At 56.2% G+C, this 15,554-nt stretch carries 10 protein-coding genes; 9 read left to right on the top strand and 1 reads right to left on the bottom strand.

Annotation, left to right across the window (positions count from 1 at the left end; all coding sequences use genetic code 11):
* Position 1: 1 nt before the first annotated feature.
* The 5 genes from ACFO3S_RS02680 (at position 2) to ACFO3S_RS02660 (ending at position 6,061) form a co-directional block, all read left to right on the top strand.
* Positions 2 to 1,642: an ABC transporter permease gene (locus tag ACFO3S_RS02680; protein ID WP_378091934.1), complete on the top strand. Its 1,641-nt coding sequence runs from the start codon at positions 2 to 4 to the stop codon at positions 1,640 to 1,642.
* Between the two features lie 5 nt (positions 1,643 to 1,647).
* Positions 1,648 to 2,328, top strand: a complete 681-nt coding sequence (locus ACFO3S_RS02675; RefSeq protein ID WP_378091932.1) for an ABC transporter ATP-binding protein — start codon at positions 1,648 to 1,650, stop codon at positions 2,326 to 2,328.
* A 177-nt stretch (positions 2,329 to 2,505) separates the two neighbouring features.
* The gene (locus ACFO3S_RS02670; protein ID WP_378091930.1) at positions 2,506 to 4,161 is read left to right on the top strand and encodes a hypothetical protein; all 1,656 of its coding nucleotides are present in this window, start codon (positions 2,506 to 2,508) and stop codon (positions 4,159 to 4,161) included.
* Between the two features lie 70 nt (positions 4,162 to 4,231).
* Positions 4,232 to 5,281, top strand: coding sequence for a LacI family DNA-binding transcriptional regulator (locus ACFO3S_RS02665; protein ID WP_378092244.1), 1,050 nt, complete (start codon positions 4,232 to 4,234; stop codon positions 5,279 to 5,281).
* A 204-nt stretch (positions 5,282 to 5,485) separates the two neighbouring features.
* Entirely contained in the window at positions 5,486 to 6,061 is a 576-nt protein-coding gene (locus tag ACFO3S_RS02660; protein WP_378092242.1) for a YdeI/OmpD-associated family protein, read from the top strand.
* Between the two features lie 155 nt (positions 6,062 to 6,216).
* Here ACFO3S_RS02660 and ACFO3S_RS02655 read toward each other — a convergent pair whose 3' ends face one another.
* Positions 6,217 to 7,752 (bottom strand): glycoside hydrolase family 31 protein, encoded by a 1,536-nt coding sequence (locus tag ACFO3S_RS02655; RefSeq protein WP_378091928.1) that lies wholly within the window; start codon positions 7,750 to 7,752, stop codon positions 6,217 to 6,219.
* 240 nt (positions 7,753 to 7,992) lie between these two features.
* Between ACFO3S_RS02655 and ACFO3S_RS02650 the strand changes: the two genes are divergently transcribed.
* The 4 genes from ACFO3S_RS02650 to ACFO3S_RS02635 all read left to right on the top strand — a co-directional run bounded on the left by ACFO3S_RS02650 (position 7,993) and on the right by ACFO3S_RS02635 (position 15,485).
* Entirely contained in the window at positions 7,993 to 9,315 is a 1,323-nt protein-coding gene (locus ACFO3S_RS02650) for an ABC transporter substrate-binding protein (protein ID WP_378091926.1), read from the top strand.
* A 79-nt stretch (positions 9,316 to 9,394) separates the two neighbouring features.
* A complete protein-coding gene (locus tag ACFO3S_RS02645) occupies positions 9,395 to 10,264 on the top strand; it encodes a carbohydrate ABC transporter permease (protein WP_378091925.1) in 870 nt (289 codons plus the stop codon).
* A gap of 86 nt (positions 10,265 to 10,350) precedes the next feature.
* Positions 10,351 to 11,112, top strand: coding sequence for a carbohydrate ABC transporter permease (locus ACFO3S_RS02640; RefSeq protein WP_378092240.1), 762 nt, complete (start codon positions 10,351 to 10,353; stop codon positions 11,110 to 11,112).
* Positions 11,113 to 11,144: 32 nt separating this feature from the next.
* On the top strand, positions 11,145 to 15,485 hold the full coding sequence (locus ACFO3S_RS02635; RefSeq protein ID WP_378091923.1) for an S-layer homology domain-containing protein: 4,341 nt from the start codon (positions 11,145 to 11,147) through the stop codon (positions 15,483 to 15,485).
* Positions 15,486 to 15,554: the final 69 nt, after the last annotated feature.

The raw sequence follows: 15,554 nt of genomic DNA, 5'->3' as shown, positions 1-15,554 counted from the left end.
GATGAAGACTCTGCTTCCAAGATCGGCGGGAAGGCACGTCAACGGATGGACGATGACAAGCGCGGTCGGGGCGGCAGTCGTCCTGCTGCCCGTCCTTTACGTGCTTTCCGCCCTGTTCAGCCCGCCCAACGAGAATTGGGTCAAGGTCAAACAATTTTTGCTGACGGATTACATGCTGGGATCGGCGAAGCTGGTGTTTTTTACCGGCTTTTTTGCCGCTTTTATCGGAGTCGCGCTCGCATGGCTTGTGGCGGGCTTTACGTTTCCGCTGCGAAACTTTTACAAGTGGGCGCTCGTACTGCCGCTTGCCGTTCCCCCCTATATCGCCGCCTACACGTACAGCTCGATGACCGGCTATACCGGCATTATCCAGGCGACGCTGCGCAATCGCTTCGACATCGCGCTGGCGCCCGGGACCATCGAGATCATGTCGGATCGCGGAGCCGTTTTCGTACTGACACTGTTTCTGTTTCCCTACGTCTATATGATTACCCGAGTCTTTCTGGAGCGCCAGAGCGCCTCGTTTATTGAAAATGCGAGGATGCTGGGGCATCCGCCGGTTTCCGTGTTTTTCCGGGTGGTGCTGCCGCTCTCCAGGCCCGCCGTCATGGGCGGCGTCATGCTGGTCGTCTTCGAAGTGCTCAGCGATTACGGGGTGGCGAATTATTTCGGCGTCCAGACGGTATCGACGGCCATTTTCCAAACCTGGTTCGGGATGTACGACGTGGAATCGGCTATGAGATTAGCGGCTTGGCTGATGCTCGGCGTTATCGGCCTGTTCATGCTCGAACGCTGGCTTCGGCGAAGCCGGCGTTACGCGAGCACGACAAGCCGCAGCCGTCCCCTCGAGCCGAAGCGGTTGAAGGGGGCTGCGGCATGGGGAGCTTCGGCATGCTGCACGGTTGTTTTTTTGCTTGCCTTTCTGGCTCCGCTCGCCCAGCTGACGGCTTGGTCGGTTCAGTACGGCAGTACGGTATGGCGTTCCGATTTTGCCGATTTGATCGCGAATACGTTAAAAGGCGCCGGGATCGGTACGGCAATCGTATTGCTGATCGCGCTTGTCGCCTCCCGGGCCGCTCGAATGCTCGACTCGCCTTTCATGCAGGTTCTGGCGCGCCTGTTGTCGGCCGGATATTCCGTGCCGGGAGCGATTGTGGCCGTTGGCGTGCTGGCCGTATTTATCGCGCTGGACGAACGGCTCGCTCCGCTCTATAGGGCGATGGGCAAAGAAGACGGGGCTCTCGTGCTCAGCTTGTCGCTGGCGATGCTGTTGACTGGTTACGTCATCCGCTTTATGGCAACGGGGTACGGCGCCTTGGAAGCAGGGTACGAGAAGATGCCCAAATCCTATTCCGAGGCGGCGCAGACGCTGGGCAGGAGCAGTCGGGTCACCTTCCTCCGGGTGGAGCTTCCGTTCATCAAAGGCGCGCTCCTTAGCGGCTTCGTGCTGACCTTCGTGGAAATCGTCAAGGAGCTGCCGCTTACGCTGCTGCTCAGACCGTTCAATTACGATACGTTATCGACTCGCGCCTATCAATACGCCACGGACGAACGCGTATTCGACGCCGCTCTGCCGTCGCTGCTGCTCGTGCTGATTGGACTGGTTTCCGTCCTGATCCTACTAAGACCGGAAAGGAAATGAATCGCATGGCTTATGTCGAGGTTGATCGTATCACGTTCCGCTTTGCCTCCAGACAGCAGGCTGTGATTGACAAGCTGTCGTTCGCGGCCTCCCAAGGAGAAATCGTTGGCGTCCTGGGGGCCAGCGGCAGCGGGAAGAGCACGCTTCTCCGGCTGATCGCGGGACTTGAAATGCCGGAGAGCGGCAGCATTTCCGTCGGCGGCCGCCTGCTGGCGAACGAGCGCATCTTCATTGAACCGGAGAAGCGCGGCGTAGGCATGGTTTTTCAAGATTACGCCTTATTCCCGAATATGACGGTCGCCGACAATATCGTCTTCGGCCTGCACAAGCTGAAGAGATCGATGCGCCGCCTGCGGTTGGAGCAGATGCTGGAGCTTGTGCACATGACCGAATACGCGAAGCGTTATCCGCATGAGCTTAGCGGCGGCCAGCAGCAGCGGGTCGCATTGGCCAGGGCGCTTGCTCCGCAGCCTTCGGTGCTGCTGATGGATGAGCCGTTCAGCAGCTTGGACGCTCATCTGAAAGCGGCGATTCGCAGCGAGCTTAGGCAAATTTTGCGGAAGGCGAACATCACCTGCCTGCTCGTATCCCATGATCATGCGGATGTCGATGCGATATGCGATCGCGCCCTGCGCCTCAAGGAAGGCGGTCGCGAGAACGCGCTCGAAGGAACCGCGGTGGGCTAACGGCGGTCAGCGCGTCTGACCCCGCGCAGTTTCTCGTTCACGCTTCTGTCCAACGTATTGCCTTTCTCCTCAGTCAGATGCAGCCAGGCTTGGCAGAGCCATTCAAACCTGTCTTCCATCCAACATTAGGCAAAGCTCGCTCGTCTAATCAGATATCAACGAAATTGGAGTGATATCATGAAATGGAGACTGTTGTTTGTTGCCGCCGCGATTCTGTTGTCGGGCACGGCTTGCAGTAACGCGGCGGAGCGAGGAAATCACGTTGGCGCGAAGGCGATCGGAAGCTCCGGGGCCGCGCATGCGGCGACCGTCGCCGCGCCGCTGGCCGAAGCCGATGACGCCGGCGCGGAGGGAGACGTACCGCTGCACTGGGAGAGCTATTCGAATTCCGACTCGGTTCGGCTGCTGGCGGGGGGATTGAAGCAGGCGGAACGGGTTGTAAAGGAGACGAGCGTAGTTGCGGCGGGAGGCTCCCGCGAATCGAAAATCGTCGTCTACGCCCGAAAAGACGATACGGACCATCTCTACGGAGCCTTGGTGAACGGGGACAAATCTTACGATCTTGGGGAGGTCGCGGGATATGCTTATGCCGGGGACGATCAAGTGACGGTTCGCAGCTTGCGGCTATTCGGGAAGGAGGTCGTCAAAATCCAGGGCCCCGTCGGAGCGGCCGCTTCGATCAGCCGTTACTTCGAGCTCGTCGGCGACGTTCCGAAGCCGCTGCTGACCGTGACGGACGGACATGCTTCGGAGGCGGACGTCGATCATGACGGATGGCCGGAGGTCGTATCGAGCTCGGGGACGAGTCCCTATACGGTGGTGTACCGTTGGCGCGACGGTCGGATCGAACGCTGCGCGCTTAACGATGCTTTGAAGGCCGAAGCCGTCTATTTTAACGACGAGGGAGCGGTTACGGCCGCGTTCGGGCAGGATCAGTCCCGGCTGCGGCTGTATTGGCTGGAGGAGAAGGGTTTAACGCATATTCAGTCGTACTCGCGGAAGGAAGACGATTTCGAACGTTTCATTACGATCCCCTATACGAGAGAGGAAGCGCTGCGCATCCGAGAGCAGGCCGACGGCGCGCGCGTGTACGATCCGTATGTCCCGCGCAAAGGCCTTGCGAGCGATTACGTCGTGGATGCGAAGAAGGCAGAGGACGGAACGTTAAAGCTGACGTTCCCGCACTTCGCGATCTACCAGTCCAGGACGGACATGCGGCCGCTGGATCAAGACGATGTCGTCGGCGAAAAGCGGTATTTTCCCGATTTTACGGCGGAATGGATTCCGCTTCCCGACAGCGAAGCGAGCGGCAGCTGGTATTTTGCGCGCGGATCGACCTATTTTTCCATCAGCTCGGCCAAGTCGGTCAGCAAGGATGAGCTGCTGTTCGTCGCCGCGTCGCTGGCGCCTCTCGATGAGCTGAAGCTGCCCGACGGAACCGTTCCGGCCGCCGACCTGCCGCCGCAAATCACGCGGGAATATCTGTTCGCTCTGAAGGCAGTGAACGAGTTTGCCTCGGCTTGGTCCCGCCGGGATCCGGCCGCAGGGCTGAAATGGGTAAGCGACGAGTGGAAAGCGGGGAAAAAAGCGGAGGAACTGGACGCCTACTTCCGCGGGACGTCCAATCCGCACCATCTGACCTTCGAATTGTCCGGCAAGCGCCAGGTCGACGAGCGTACGTATTTGTTCAGCCTAAGGCTGTACGAATACTATACCGCCCAGCCGGATTCCGTTCTCGGATTCCCGCAGGATTACGGCCGGGGCTGGATCGTCGAGGCGGTCAGAGTGGGGGAAAACGATTGGGGAGAGGGCGTCTGGAGAGTGAACCCTTAGCGCTGCGCGCTTGAATTCGATCGACGAAGGATTGACCGGGAACGGCAAGAAACGCTATAATTTCCTTGTTGTGCAAAAAATTGCGCAGGTTTGGAGGGAAGCGTCTATCAAGCTCAAGGAAATCGCAAAAAAGGCAAACGTTTCGATCAGCACGGTGTCCAGGATCATCAACAATCAGGGCAATTTCAGCGAGGAGACCCGCAGAAAAGTGTTGGAAATCGCAAACGAGCATCTGAAGCCGGGCGTCGCTCCCTCCAAGCTGACCGGCGTTTCCTATACCATCGTCGTCATCGTTCCAGGCAGCAGCGACTTCTTCGATAACGATCCGTCTACCTCTGCCGATTTGAATCACTTAAAGGAAGAATTCGAAGCCTACGGCCATCGGATTCATATTGCGAAGCACAGTCCGGACCTGCATTCCTCTCCGGCCTACAAGCTTCTGGGCGAGGAAAAAGCGGACGCGGCCATCGTATTCGACCCGTTCGTCAACGACAGGATGTTCGAAGAGCTGGAGAGGCATGGAATCCCGTATTTGCTTACGAACGGAAGAACCTATAAGAGCGGCCAGAACTATATCGATTACGATAACCGCAAAGGCGCCTACGAGGTCATTCGCTATTTGCATGGCTTGGGACACCGGAAAATCGGGATTATTGCAGGGCCTAAAAACCACCTGGTCAGTTTAAACCGGCTGGACGGATGCAAGGACGCGTTTCGCGACTTTAAAATGCCCTGGTCCGACGACCATGTCGTCATGGGAGCGTTCGATCCTTCTCACGGGTACGAGGCGGTCAAGCAATTGATGGGCGCCGAGCCGTCCGTATCCGCGATTTTTGCGTTTAACGACATCATGGCTTTCGGGGCCATGAAGGGCTTGGCCGAGTTGAACGTCCGCATTCCGAACGACGTCTCCTTGGTCGGTTTCGATGATTTGAAGCTGTCGGAGTTCATGGTCCCGCCGTTAACGACCGTTCGAAGATTCAAGTACGACATTAGCTCCATCATCGCAAAAGTGCTGACAGAATTAATCGCGAACCCCAATATCGCGGAAGTCCACATTAGCCTGAAGACCGAGCTGATCGAGCGGGAATCGTGTTCGCCGCCGGCGGACGAGGGGTAGCGGATGCTACTCGGAGCGATGCAAATCCACAATAATTGCGCAAGTTATTTGCATCCGGATCTCCTCAAGGCCCGAGCAAAGTTCAGGGGATTCAAATATCCAATGAAGTGCATAGGTTAACAAGAATGATGACAGATGGTTGTCGTCATTTTTATTTTATAATGGTCCCAATGCCCCCTGACAGAAGGAGAACAGATCATGCCCATGAAAATTGAAAATCTGCTAGACGTAAGGTCGAGAGAGGATTTGAGGGACTGGCTGCAGGCAAACAGCAAAACCGAGAAATGCTGCTGGGTGATCGTCGGCATGAAGCCTGCCCCGGGAAGGCTGTTGTACTTGGATGCGGTCGAAGAGGCGTTATGCGTGGGATGGATCGACGGGATCAAAAAGAAAGTGACCGAAACCGAACTGGCGCAGAGACTGTCTCCGAGAACCAAAACAAGCTCATGGACGGAATTGAATAAAGAGCGCGCGCGCCGCCTTGAAAGGCTGGGATTCATGCGGGAAGAGGGGAGAAAGTCGCTTCCCGATATGGCGTACGATTCGTTTAAGATAAACCCGGAAATCGAACAAAGGCTTAAAGAGGACAGCGAGACGTATCAAAATTTCCTGGGATTTCCGTCGCTGTATCAAAGGGTTCGGATCGATACGATCCAGAGTGTCGCCCATCAGCCGGAGCTGTATAAAAGCAGATTGGACAAATTTATAGCCTATACCAGAGAAAATAAAATGTACGGCCAATGGAACGACAACGGGCGTCTGCTTCAGCCGGACGTCTAGGCGGGATGACCGTAAGCCGCTTGCAAGGCGGAAGAGAGTAGGACGCGGCGAAGGAAGCGCCTCCTGATGGGTAAAAAATGGAATTCGTTCCTGTTCCCATCGTGCGAGGCGCTTCTTTTTTGCCCGTGTTCAGCCTGCTTGAAAATGACGAGGCTTTACATTTTTCTGTACCAGGGAAGCCGAGAAAGGGGAGCGTCGACCTCCAACGCGGTCGGGCCTTCGACCACGCTGCCGTCATCCCCCAGCCATCGGCCTTGCGGGAAGCGGATCGTTCGCGTCGTCTGCCCCTTGTTCAAGACCGGGGCGACCAGAATCGAATCTCCGATCATGAACTGGTCCTGAACGGAGTGGAAGCCTTGATGCGGGTAGACGAATTCCAGACTGCGCAGAATCGGAAGTCCGTCTTCCGCGGCTTGATCAGCGAGCTCCAGGAGCAGAGGCCCCAGCTCTGTCCGGATTTTGACCGCGTCCATGCACCAGCTCAGCTCGTCGCCGCCGAGCACTCGCCATGGAGCCATGGAAAACTGCATCACGGGAAATAAAGCCGAGCATTGCACGTAACGGACGAACAGCTCGGAATCGAAGCGGAAATCCGGCGAATTAATGTCTCCGTCCATTCCCCCTCCGACCATGTCTGGACAATTAAAGGCGTACCCCAGCAGCCCCTGGACGATCGCGTTGGGGATCAAGCCGCCAAGTCCGGTCGCGTCCCAGGTGTGCGTCTTGTCGCGCTGCCGCTGAATGAGCGCCTGTCCGCCGAGCTTCCAGCACATCCGCAATTCGCTGAGCGCGTATCCGATCCCCAATCGGGCGTAAGCTTCGCAATCCTCCATCGGCCGAATCGGCCGCGACCAGGCGATGTCGCTCGCAACGTCGTCGATCAGACCGGGCAGCAGGGGCTCTCCCGCGTCCATCTTGAAGCCGTCCACCCCGTAATCTTCGATCAGCCTGTCCAACTGCCGCTTAAACCAGGCGGCTCCTTCCGCGCTCGTATAGTCGACGACCGCGCTGTACCCGTTCCACCATCTTCTTAAGAGCGGCGCGCCGTCGCCATGCTTCATCAAAATCCCGAGATCGCGCAATTGCCGAAAGACGAGACTGTCAGGACTTACGTACGGGCATACCCAAAGCATGACCTTAAAGCCCATCTCGTGCAAAGCATCGACCATTCCGGCGGGGTCGGGAAAACGATGCTTGTCGAAATCCCAGGTTCCGTAGTCCTGCATCCAGTTGTCGTCAATGATCAACGCGCCTGGCGGAAAGCCTTGCCGAATAATAGATCTGGCGTAATCGAGCAGCTTCTCCTGCGTCGGTTCGTAAAACATCTCCACCCATGTGCAGTATTGCGGCGCCAAGAAGGCGAGCTTGTCTGGCGTAACGCCGGAAGGGGGGAAATGGCTGCGGCAGGCATGCCGGTATGCGCCCTGAAGGGTTTCATGTCCTTCTTCGATCCGGATCTCATGGGCGTGATCGAGAGTAAGGGCGCTCTCGTCAATCGAAAAGGCAAACGGTTCTTCGCACCAAATATACCTTCCCAGGCTGGAGAGCAATAAGGGGGAAGCTTGATTGTCGTCCGTCAAACGCAGATCGCGCGAATGCGGACGATCGCCGAACGGCATGGAATGCCCCTCGTTGACGACGCCTCCCCACCAATATTCCCCGGGTTCTCTTTGCAATACGGTAATCGTCATGACAGACACTCCCAACTCATTTGATGAAAATAATTTGCGCAACTATTCAAACACTATTATGGGGAAAACCATTTTCAAATGCAAATCTTTTTATCTTAATAATAAGGCATGCGATCTTAAAAATGAGGCATATCAAACGATTGCGGCGTTCAACTAAAATGAAGAATGTAACGAGGCAAAAGTGTTTGCGGCGTTAATGACGCAAAAATTTGCCTAAACAATCAACCAGGGGGATATAAGATGGTAAAGCGAAACCCGTTTTCATTCCGTGTTGCAGTTGTTTTCCTCGTATTGGCTTTGGTCTCGTCCGCATGCGGCAACAGCTCGAATGGCGCATCGGACAGCAGCCCGGGCAGCAGCGCCGGGGGAACGGCGAACGAGACCAAAAAGAACGTCACGATAACCTATTCCATCTGGGATAAAATCCAGCAGCCGGCAATGGAAGCCATTGCGGAGGAGTTCACGGCGCAAAATCCGCATATCAAGGTCAAGGTCGAAGTTATCCCGTGGGGCGATTACTGGACGAAAATGTCCGCCGCCGCACCCGCCGGAACGCTGCCCGACGTGTTCTGGATGCATGGAGGCCAATTCGTCAAATACGCAACGGGCCATTTCCTGGAACCGATCACGAGCAAGGTGCAGGCCGGAGAAATCGATCTGAACCAATACGCGGCGGATCTCGCTTCCATCTACACGCTGGACGGCGAAAATTATGGCATACCGAAGGATTTCGACACGATCGGCTTGGCTTACAACAAAGAGCTGTTCGATCAAGCGAACATTCCTTATCCAGACGACACGTGGGACTATGCGAAGCTTGCCGAGGCGGCCAAGCAATTGAGCCAGCCGGACAAAGGCATCTACGGCTTCGGAGCGAAGCTGGACACGCAGACCGGATATTGGAACGACATGCTGGCTAACGGCGGGTACATTTTGTCCGACGACATGAGCAAATCGGGCTACGACGACCCGGCTTCGATCGAAGCGCTGCAGGCCCGTTATCAAATGACGCTCGACGGCGCTTCTCCGACCCATCAGCAAATGACGGACACGGAAGCGACCGAAATGTTCAAGTCCGGAAGATTGGCGATGATCTTCGACGGATCCTGGCGGATCAGCGACATCGACGGAAGCGACATTATCAAGGGGAAATGGGATTGGGCGAAGCTGCCTAAAGGCAAGGTCAAAAGAGGCAACATCATTAACGGCCTGGGCAACGTCATGTCGGCAAGCGGCAAGCATAAGGAAGAAGCCTGGCTGTTCCTCAAGTTCCTTGGATCGCAGAGAGCGGCGGAAATTACGGCGGAGATGGGCGCCGCCATCCCGGCATTCAACGGAACTCAGGAAGCGTGGTTGACGTCGAGACCTCACTTGAATCTGCAAATCTTCATTGATCAAGTGGCCGATGCGATTCCGTATCCGAGCGGCTCCAAGGCGTACCCGGTATGGTTTGCCAAAGAGCCTGAGATCATGTCGCAAGCGTGGGGCGGAGCCGTGCCGGTAGAGGAAGCCGCCAAGGAGGTCGCCGAAATGATGAATCAAGCGATCGAGGAAACGAAATAAGCCTGTCGTCCAAAATATAGCGATTCGGGAGACGTTCTGGAATACCGGGAACGTCTCCCCTGAATAGGGAGTGGTCAGATTGAATTCCAGAAGCAGATATGTGTGGGCTTATTTCATGATCGCGCCGACTCTTCTGGGCACATTGGTTTTCTGGGGTTGGCCGGTTCTCCATTCGATTTTGCTCGGATTTCAGCAGTCCGAGAATTTCGGGCTCGTTAATCATTGGGTCGGCTTCGACAACTACGCGAAGCTGTTCCGGGATCCGGAGTTTTGGCAAAATCTGCGCAACACCTTGTACTACGTCGTTCTGTTCGTGCCGCTTACGCTGGCGCTTTCCACCTTTTTTGCGGTGCTGCTGAATTCGAAGATCAAAGCGCTGTCCGTGTATCGCGTCGTGTTCTTCCTGCCTCAAGTCACGATGCCGGCAGCGGCGGCAATGGTGTGGGTCGTCCTGTTTGCCAAAGACTTCGGACTCGTCAATCATCTCCTTGGAACTCGCGTAGCCTGGTTGTCCGATCCCAATTACGCCATGTTCGTGCTGGTCATTGTCGGCGTGTGGGGGGCGATCGGCTTGAACATGCTGCTCATTCTCGCAGGACTGCAAGGGATTCCGAAATCGCTCTACGAAGCCGCGGAAATCGACGGAGCCAGGAGATTCAATAAATTCCGCTATATTACGGTGCCGCTGCTGACGCCGACGCTCTTCTTCACGAGCATCATCCTGCTGATCGGAGCGACGCAGATTTTCGACTCTATCTACCTGATTATCGGGAAGACGAATGTGGCGCTTCCGTCGGTTCGCTCGCTCGTATACGCTTACTACCAGAACAGCTTCGTTTATTTTAATCCTAATTACGGCGCCGCTATCGTCAATGTTTTGCTGCTGATCAATCTTTTGCTCACGGGCATTCAATTTGCGTTTCAGAAAAAATGGGTCGTCTACGACTAAGGAAAGGGGGGACGGAGGTGCCTGTCTCATCGGCGAGGAAAATCAACCTTATCGTGCATATCATTCTTATCGTCAGTTCCGTGGCTATGCTCGTTCCATTCGTATGGATGGTGCTGACTTCGCTGAAAACGACGACGGAAGCGACGCAAATTCCGATCCGTTATTTTCCCGAGGCCCCCAGTTTAAGAGGATACATCGAGGCGATCAAGCAGTCCGCGTTCCCGTATTATTATTTGAATACGGTGATCGCGGCGGCCATGAAGACCGCATTCCCGGTCCTATTCAGCTCGATGGCGGCCTACGCCTTCGCCCGGATCAAGTTTCCGGGAAGCTCGGTTCTTTTTATTCTGATCATCTCGGTCATGATGGTGCCTAATCCCGTATTTTATACGCCGCAATATATGATGATGAGCGACCTGGGATTGGTCAATACGGTTACCGCGCTGTGGATTGCCTCGTTGGTCAGTCCTTTCGCCACGTTTCTGCTCAGGCAGTTTTTTCTGACTATATCCAAGGAATTGGAGGAAGCGGCCGTGCTTGACGGCTGCAATCCGTTTCAGATTTATTGGCATATCATGCTTCCTCTGGTCAAGTCGGCTTTGGTCGCCATCGTCATAATTCAATTGCAGTGGTCGTGGAACGAGCTGCAATGGCCGCTCATCATTAACAGCTCGCCCGAGAAGATGACCTTGTCGTCGGGGATCGCGACGCTGGTGTCCATGTTCGGGACCGATTATCCGGTGCTGATGGCAGGCGCCTTCATGGCGGTCGTTCCGATGATCGTCCTCTTCTTCATCTTCCAGAAGCAATTCATCGAAGGGATCGCATTCAGCGCGCATAAAGGCTGATCGGCTGCTGCGCGATAAAAAGGAGGATTTCGATGGATCCGTTACACTTACGCAATATGGGGAAAGCATCGTTCAAAGTATTTCTCATCGTATGTTTGCTGTCGAGCATGCTCTGGACGAATTCCGCAAACCGGGCATACGCCGAGCCGGCTTCGGACAAACCGGGACTGATCGAGGATTTCGAGTCTTATGCGGACGATGATGCGCTTAGGCAGGCGTGGACCGAAGCGTGGTCGGACAAACCCGGCTCGGTGGCAAGGGCGCTCGGCCATTCGAGCGGAAGCCAGGGGCTGGAGCTTGCGGCGGCCATCGCCAATTCGGAGTGGGCGAATATCGCCTATTCGATCCCTTCTGACAAGAGGGACTGGTCCCTTTTCGACGGGCTGAGCTTCTGGGTGGACAATACGACGAACGACAATAAAAATTTCAGCTTAAACGTCGCGCTTCAAACGCCTGCGGCGAAAGGGGAATTCGGTTTAAAGGAAGGCGGGACGGCCTTGACGATCGCCGAAGACGGAAGCTGGCAGCTCGCGGCGTTTAGCGGAAGTTCGCTGCTTATTCCTGCGGGGTTCCAGGGAGTCGTGAGAATGGCTTGGGATCAATTCGTTCAATCCGCATGGCAGTGCGACGGCGTTCAAGCAGACTGCGCGGCCGTGCTGGATGCCAGCGAAGTCGCCGGGCTTCAGTTCGGATACTCGCCGTCGGGCTACGTTCATAACGTGATCACGATTGACGACATCGCGCTCTATCGCGCCGATAAAGTATTGGAAGATTTCGAAGCATACGCCGACGATGCCGCCTTGCAGAACGTCTGGAGGGTGGATTGGGAGTCGGGCCAGCCGTCCGCGCTGCGAACGATTGACCGGACGAATTACGCGGATGGCGGACAAGCGATGAAGTTGTCGGTGTCCCCTCCTTCGGGCGGCCCCGCATCCGACTGGGCCAACATTAAGCGCACGGCGTTTACCGGGACGGATACGGACTGGTCCGCGTTCGACGGGCTCGTCTTCTGGGTCAACAATGCGTCGCCGAGCAGCAAGGCGATGGATCTGAACCTTTCGCTGGTTACGGGTGCGCCTAAAGGAGAATTCTCCTTAAAACAAGGAGGAGCCGTGGCGTTCTACGATGCAGCCGACGGCTGGAAGACAACCTTCCTCGAAGGAGGCTCCCTCTCCATCGCCGCGGGGTACAAAGGAATGGTCAGAATTCCGTGGAGCGCCCTCTCCCAATCCGAATGGCAAGGCTGCGACGCTTGCGACGCGCCATTCGATGCGAGCAAGGTGCTGCAAATTCAGTTTGGTTTTGCTCCGATCCAGCAGCTTGACAATGTCCTGAGTATTGATCGGATCGGATTGTATGCGTTGTCGGGCAGATCGAGCGAATCCGGAGGCGGCCCGACGACGGAACCTGTCGACCATCCTGGCCCTCCGGCGTGGGCGACAGCGGCCGGAACGCATGCGCTCGAGTATCGGAATGCGCCGGCGGACAATCCGTTGAAGGGTTTCCTTCCGTTTTACGATGCGTCCGAGGAGGCTTATTTCACGGAAGGCGACGACTGGAGAGACCGGCCTTCGCAGCTTCCCTACAGCCTGGAATTTTTCTACTTGCCGCTTAGCAAGCTGATGAACAATCTGAACGATTTTAGCTGGACCGAACTGGACCGGCGGCTTGAAGCGGTAGCCTCCAGAGGCAACCACGCCGTGTTCAGGGTGTACCTGGATTATCCGAACAAACCTTCGGGAATCCCGCAATTTCTTCTGGACGAGGGGCTGCAAACCTACGAATACACGGAATACAACAACGGCAAGGATGCCACGAGCCTGGCCCCCGACTACAACGACGAGAAGCTGATGGGAGCTTTGGAAAATTTCATTCAGGCTCTGGGAGCGCGCTACGACGGCGATCCCCGCGTCGGGTTTATTATGATCGGATTGATCGGATTCTGGGGCGAATGGCATACGTATCCCTATGACGGGAACATCCAATCGCCGAACCTGATGCCTTCCGACGCCAATCTGAAGCGGGTTCTCGCCGCAATGGACGATGCGTTCGACCGCACGCAGCTTGTCTTAAGGTATCCGATGGACAACAGCGTGCTGAAAACGAAAAATTTCGATGTCGGCTATCATGACGATTCGTTTGCGTTCCAGACGCTCCCTCCGAGCCTGGGCGGACAGGGCTGGCATTTCTGGGGCAGAGTGAACGACGCGGGGGTCACCGAGTTCTGGAAGAAAAACAGCATGGGCGGAGAAATGAGACCTGAAATTCAGGTGAAGATGTGGGATAACGATCCGCCAATATACAATGAGCCATCGACGCCGATTGAGGGGGCGCAGGGCGAAGACTACTACACAAGTCTGAACTTGACCCATGCTTCCTGGCTGATTGCGCAGGGAATTTTCCAAACGCCGCTGGCCCCCGTTCCGCTGGCGAGAGCCGCTGAAGGCTCCCGTAGAATGGGGTACGAATACTATGTGCCCGCCGCTTATCTGGAGGCGTCGGATGGCGCTCTGAAAGTAGGCGTGGAACTTGAAAACAGAGGAGTGGCGCCGTTCTACTACGATTGGAAGGTCGAGCTTGCGGCCAAGTCGGGAGAAGGCATCGTCAGCATATGGGAGCCGGGTTGGGATCTGAAAGGCATTCTCCCGAATACGAACGGCTTTGACAACAACAAGCTGTTCGAATCGACCGACAATCCGGCATTAAGCAACGGCAGCTATGAGATATGGATGCGCTACGTCAATCCGCTGGAGACAGTCAACGCGGACGCCAACAAGTTCCGCTTCGCCAATGTCGAGCAGAATGGCGACGGATGGCTGAGGCTGGGGAGCGTAGAGGTGGCGGATAGCGCTGCTCAAGCCCCGGTAAGGGTAACGGGGTTAACGGCGAATTCGCCGAACCGCCTGCAGCTGTCCCCAGGTTCAAGCGCTCAAATCGAGGTAAGCGTGGAACCCGCGGAGGCCGGGAATAAGCGGGTCGTATGGTCCTCGGCAGACTCTAAAGTTGCCTATGTATCTGCAACGGGTTTGGTCAAGGCCGTAGGCGCTGGTCAGACCGTGATTACGGCCAAATCCTCGGACGGGAATCTGGAAAAGCGCTTTGACGTGACGGTGCCGGCCGGCGCCGGTTCGGGTTCGTCCTCCGGCGGTTCGTCGACTGCGCCTGCAACGCCGGTTCCGGAGCCGCAGCCGGAGCTTACGGACAGAGGAGTCAAGCTGGGCGCGGATGCGGTCACAACCGTTCAGTCCAAAAACGAGGACGGCGTAAACGTGACCACGGCGACTTTGGATGCGAAGAAGCTTCGGGACGCTTTCCGTCTTCTTCAAAACCGTTCAACCGACGTCAGTTCGGATTCGCCGGTCATCCTCGAGTTGAACAACGACGGCGGAAGCGTGAGGGTCGATGTTCCGTCCTCAGCGTTAGCAGAGGCGATGACCGAGCTCCCGGACGCGTCGATAACGGTGCGGACGGACTACGGAAGCTACAACGTCCCTGTCAAAGTTTTAGGCTTGACGGCTTTGGCGGAGAAGCTCGGCGCGAGTCTCGAAGAGATGACCCTGAGCATTCGAATGAACCGGGTCGCAGGCCGCACGGCGGAGCTGCTGTCCGAACAAGCGGAGCGAGAAGGATTAAAGCTGCTTGCTCCTGCCCTGGATTACGGAATTGCGGTTCAAGCGAACGGGCGGTCGATCGAGTTGACCGACTTCGGCGGCGCTTACCTCGAACGAACGATGATTCTCCAGGGAACATGGGATCCGTCGACGACGACCGCGTTCCTCTTCGATCCGAATGCGGCTGCATTTCGTTTTGTTCCGTCCCTGCTTCTGAGCAGCGGCGGAAATACGGAGGTCGTCATCAAAAGGAACGGAAACAGCCTATATGTCGTAGCTTCGGGGAGCAAAGCTTTCGCCGACGTTCGCGGCCATCGGGCCGAATCGGATATCGAACTGCTGGCCTCCAAGCGAATTATAAACGGGGTTAAGCCTGACGAATTTTCGCCGGATAGACCGATTACCCGCGCGGAGTTCGCGGCCATGCTCGTTCGTTCCCTTGGCTTGAATTCTCCGGACGCGGCTGCCCCTTATCGCGACGTCGCCGACGAAGACTGGTTTGCGGATGCGATCGCGCGAGCGGCCGATGCGGGGATCGTGAACGGCTATCCGGGCGGTTCTTTCAAACCGAATGAACGAATCAGCCGCGAGCAGATGGATGCTATACTGTCCAGAGCTCTGTACTATGTAAGCGGCAGCCTTGACGGAGAAGACGCGGCCGGCAATTCAGACACCGCGGCCGATTCCGCCGCCTATGCAAGCCGAGCCGAAGCGGTTGTCGCCATCAAACGGTTTTTGCAGTCCGTACGATTTATGAATTAAAGGAGATTGAACGAGAGGCTTGTCCCATAAGTCAGGCAAGAGGTATTATCAAGATAAAAATAGGGGTAT

This window comes from Cohnella hongkongensis, assembly GCF_042654645.1.
Classification (GTDB): domain Bacteria; phylum Bacillota; class Bacilli; order Paenibacillales; family Paenibacillaceae; genus Cohnella; species Cohnella hongkongensis.
Note: the sequence above shows the minus strand (reverse complement) of the source record. Positions and strands in the feature narration are given on the sequence as shown.

Coding starts and splice junctions, on each gene's coding strand:
- ACFO3S_RS02660 (WP_378092242.1), top strand. CDS start 5,486: ATGAAAATTGAAAATCTGCTAGACGTAAGGTCGAGAGAGGATTTGAGG.
- ACFO3S_RS02650 (WP_378091926.1), top strand. CDS start 7,993: ATGGTAAAGCGAAACCCGTTTTCATTCCGTGTTGCAGTTGTTTTCCTC.
- ACFO3S_RS02675 (WP_378091932.1), top strand. CDS start 1,648: ATGGCTTATGTCGAGGTTGATCGTATCACGTTCCGCTTTGCCTCCAGA.
- ACFO3S_RS02655 (WP_378091928.1), bottom strand. CDS start 7,752: ATGACGATTACCGTATTGCAAAGAGAACCCGGGGAATATTGGTGGGGA.
- ACFO3S_RS02670 (WP_378091930.1), top strand. CDS start 2,506: ATGAAATGGAGACTGTTGTTTGTTGCCGCCGCGATTCTGTTGTCGGGC.
- ACFO3S_RS02635 (WP_378091923.1), top strand. CDS start 11,145: ATGGATCCGTTACACTTACGCAATATGGGGAAAGCATCGTTCAAAGTA.
- ACFO3S_RS02680 (WP_378091934.1), top strand. CDS start 2: ATGAAGACTCTGCTTCCAAGATCGGCGGGAAGGCACGTCAACGGATGG.
- ACFO3S_RS02640 (WP_378092240.1), top strand. CDS start 10,351: ATGCTCGTTCCATTCGTATGGATGGTGCTGACTTCGCTGAAAACGACG.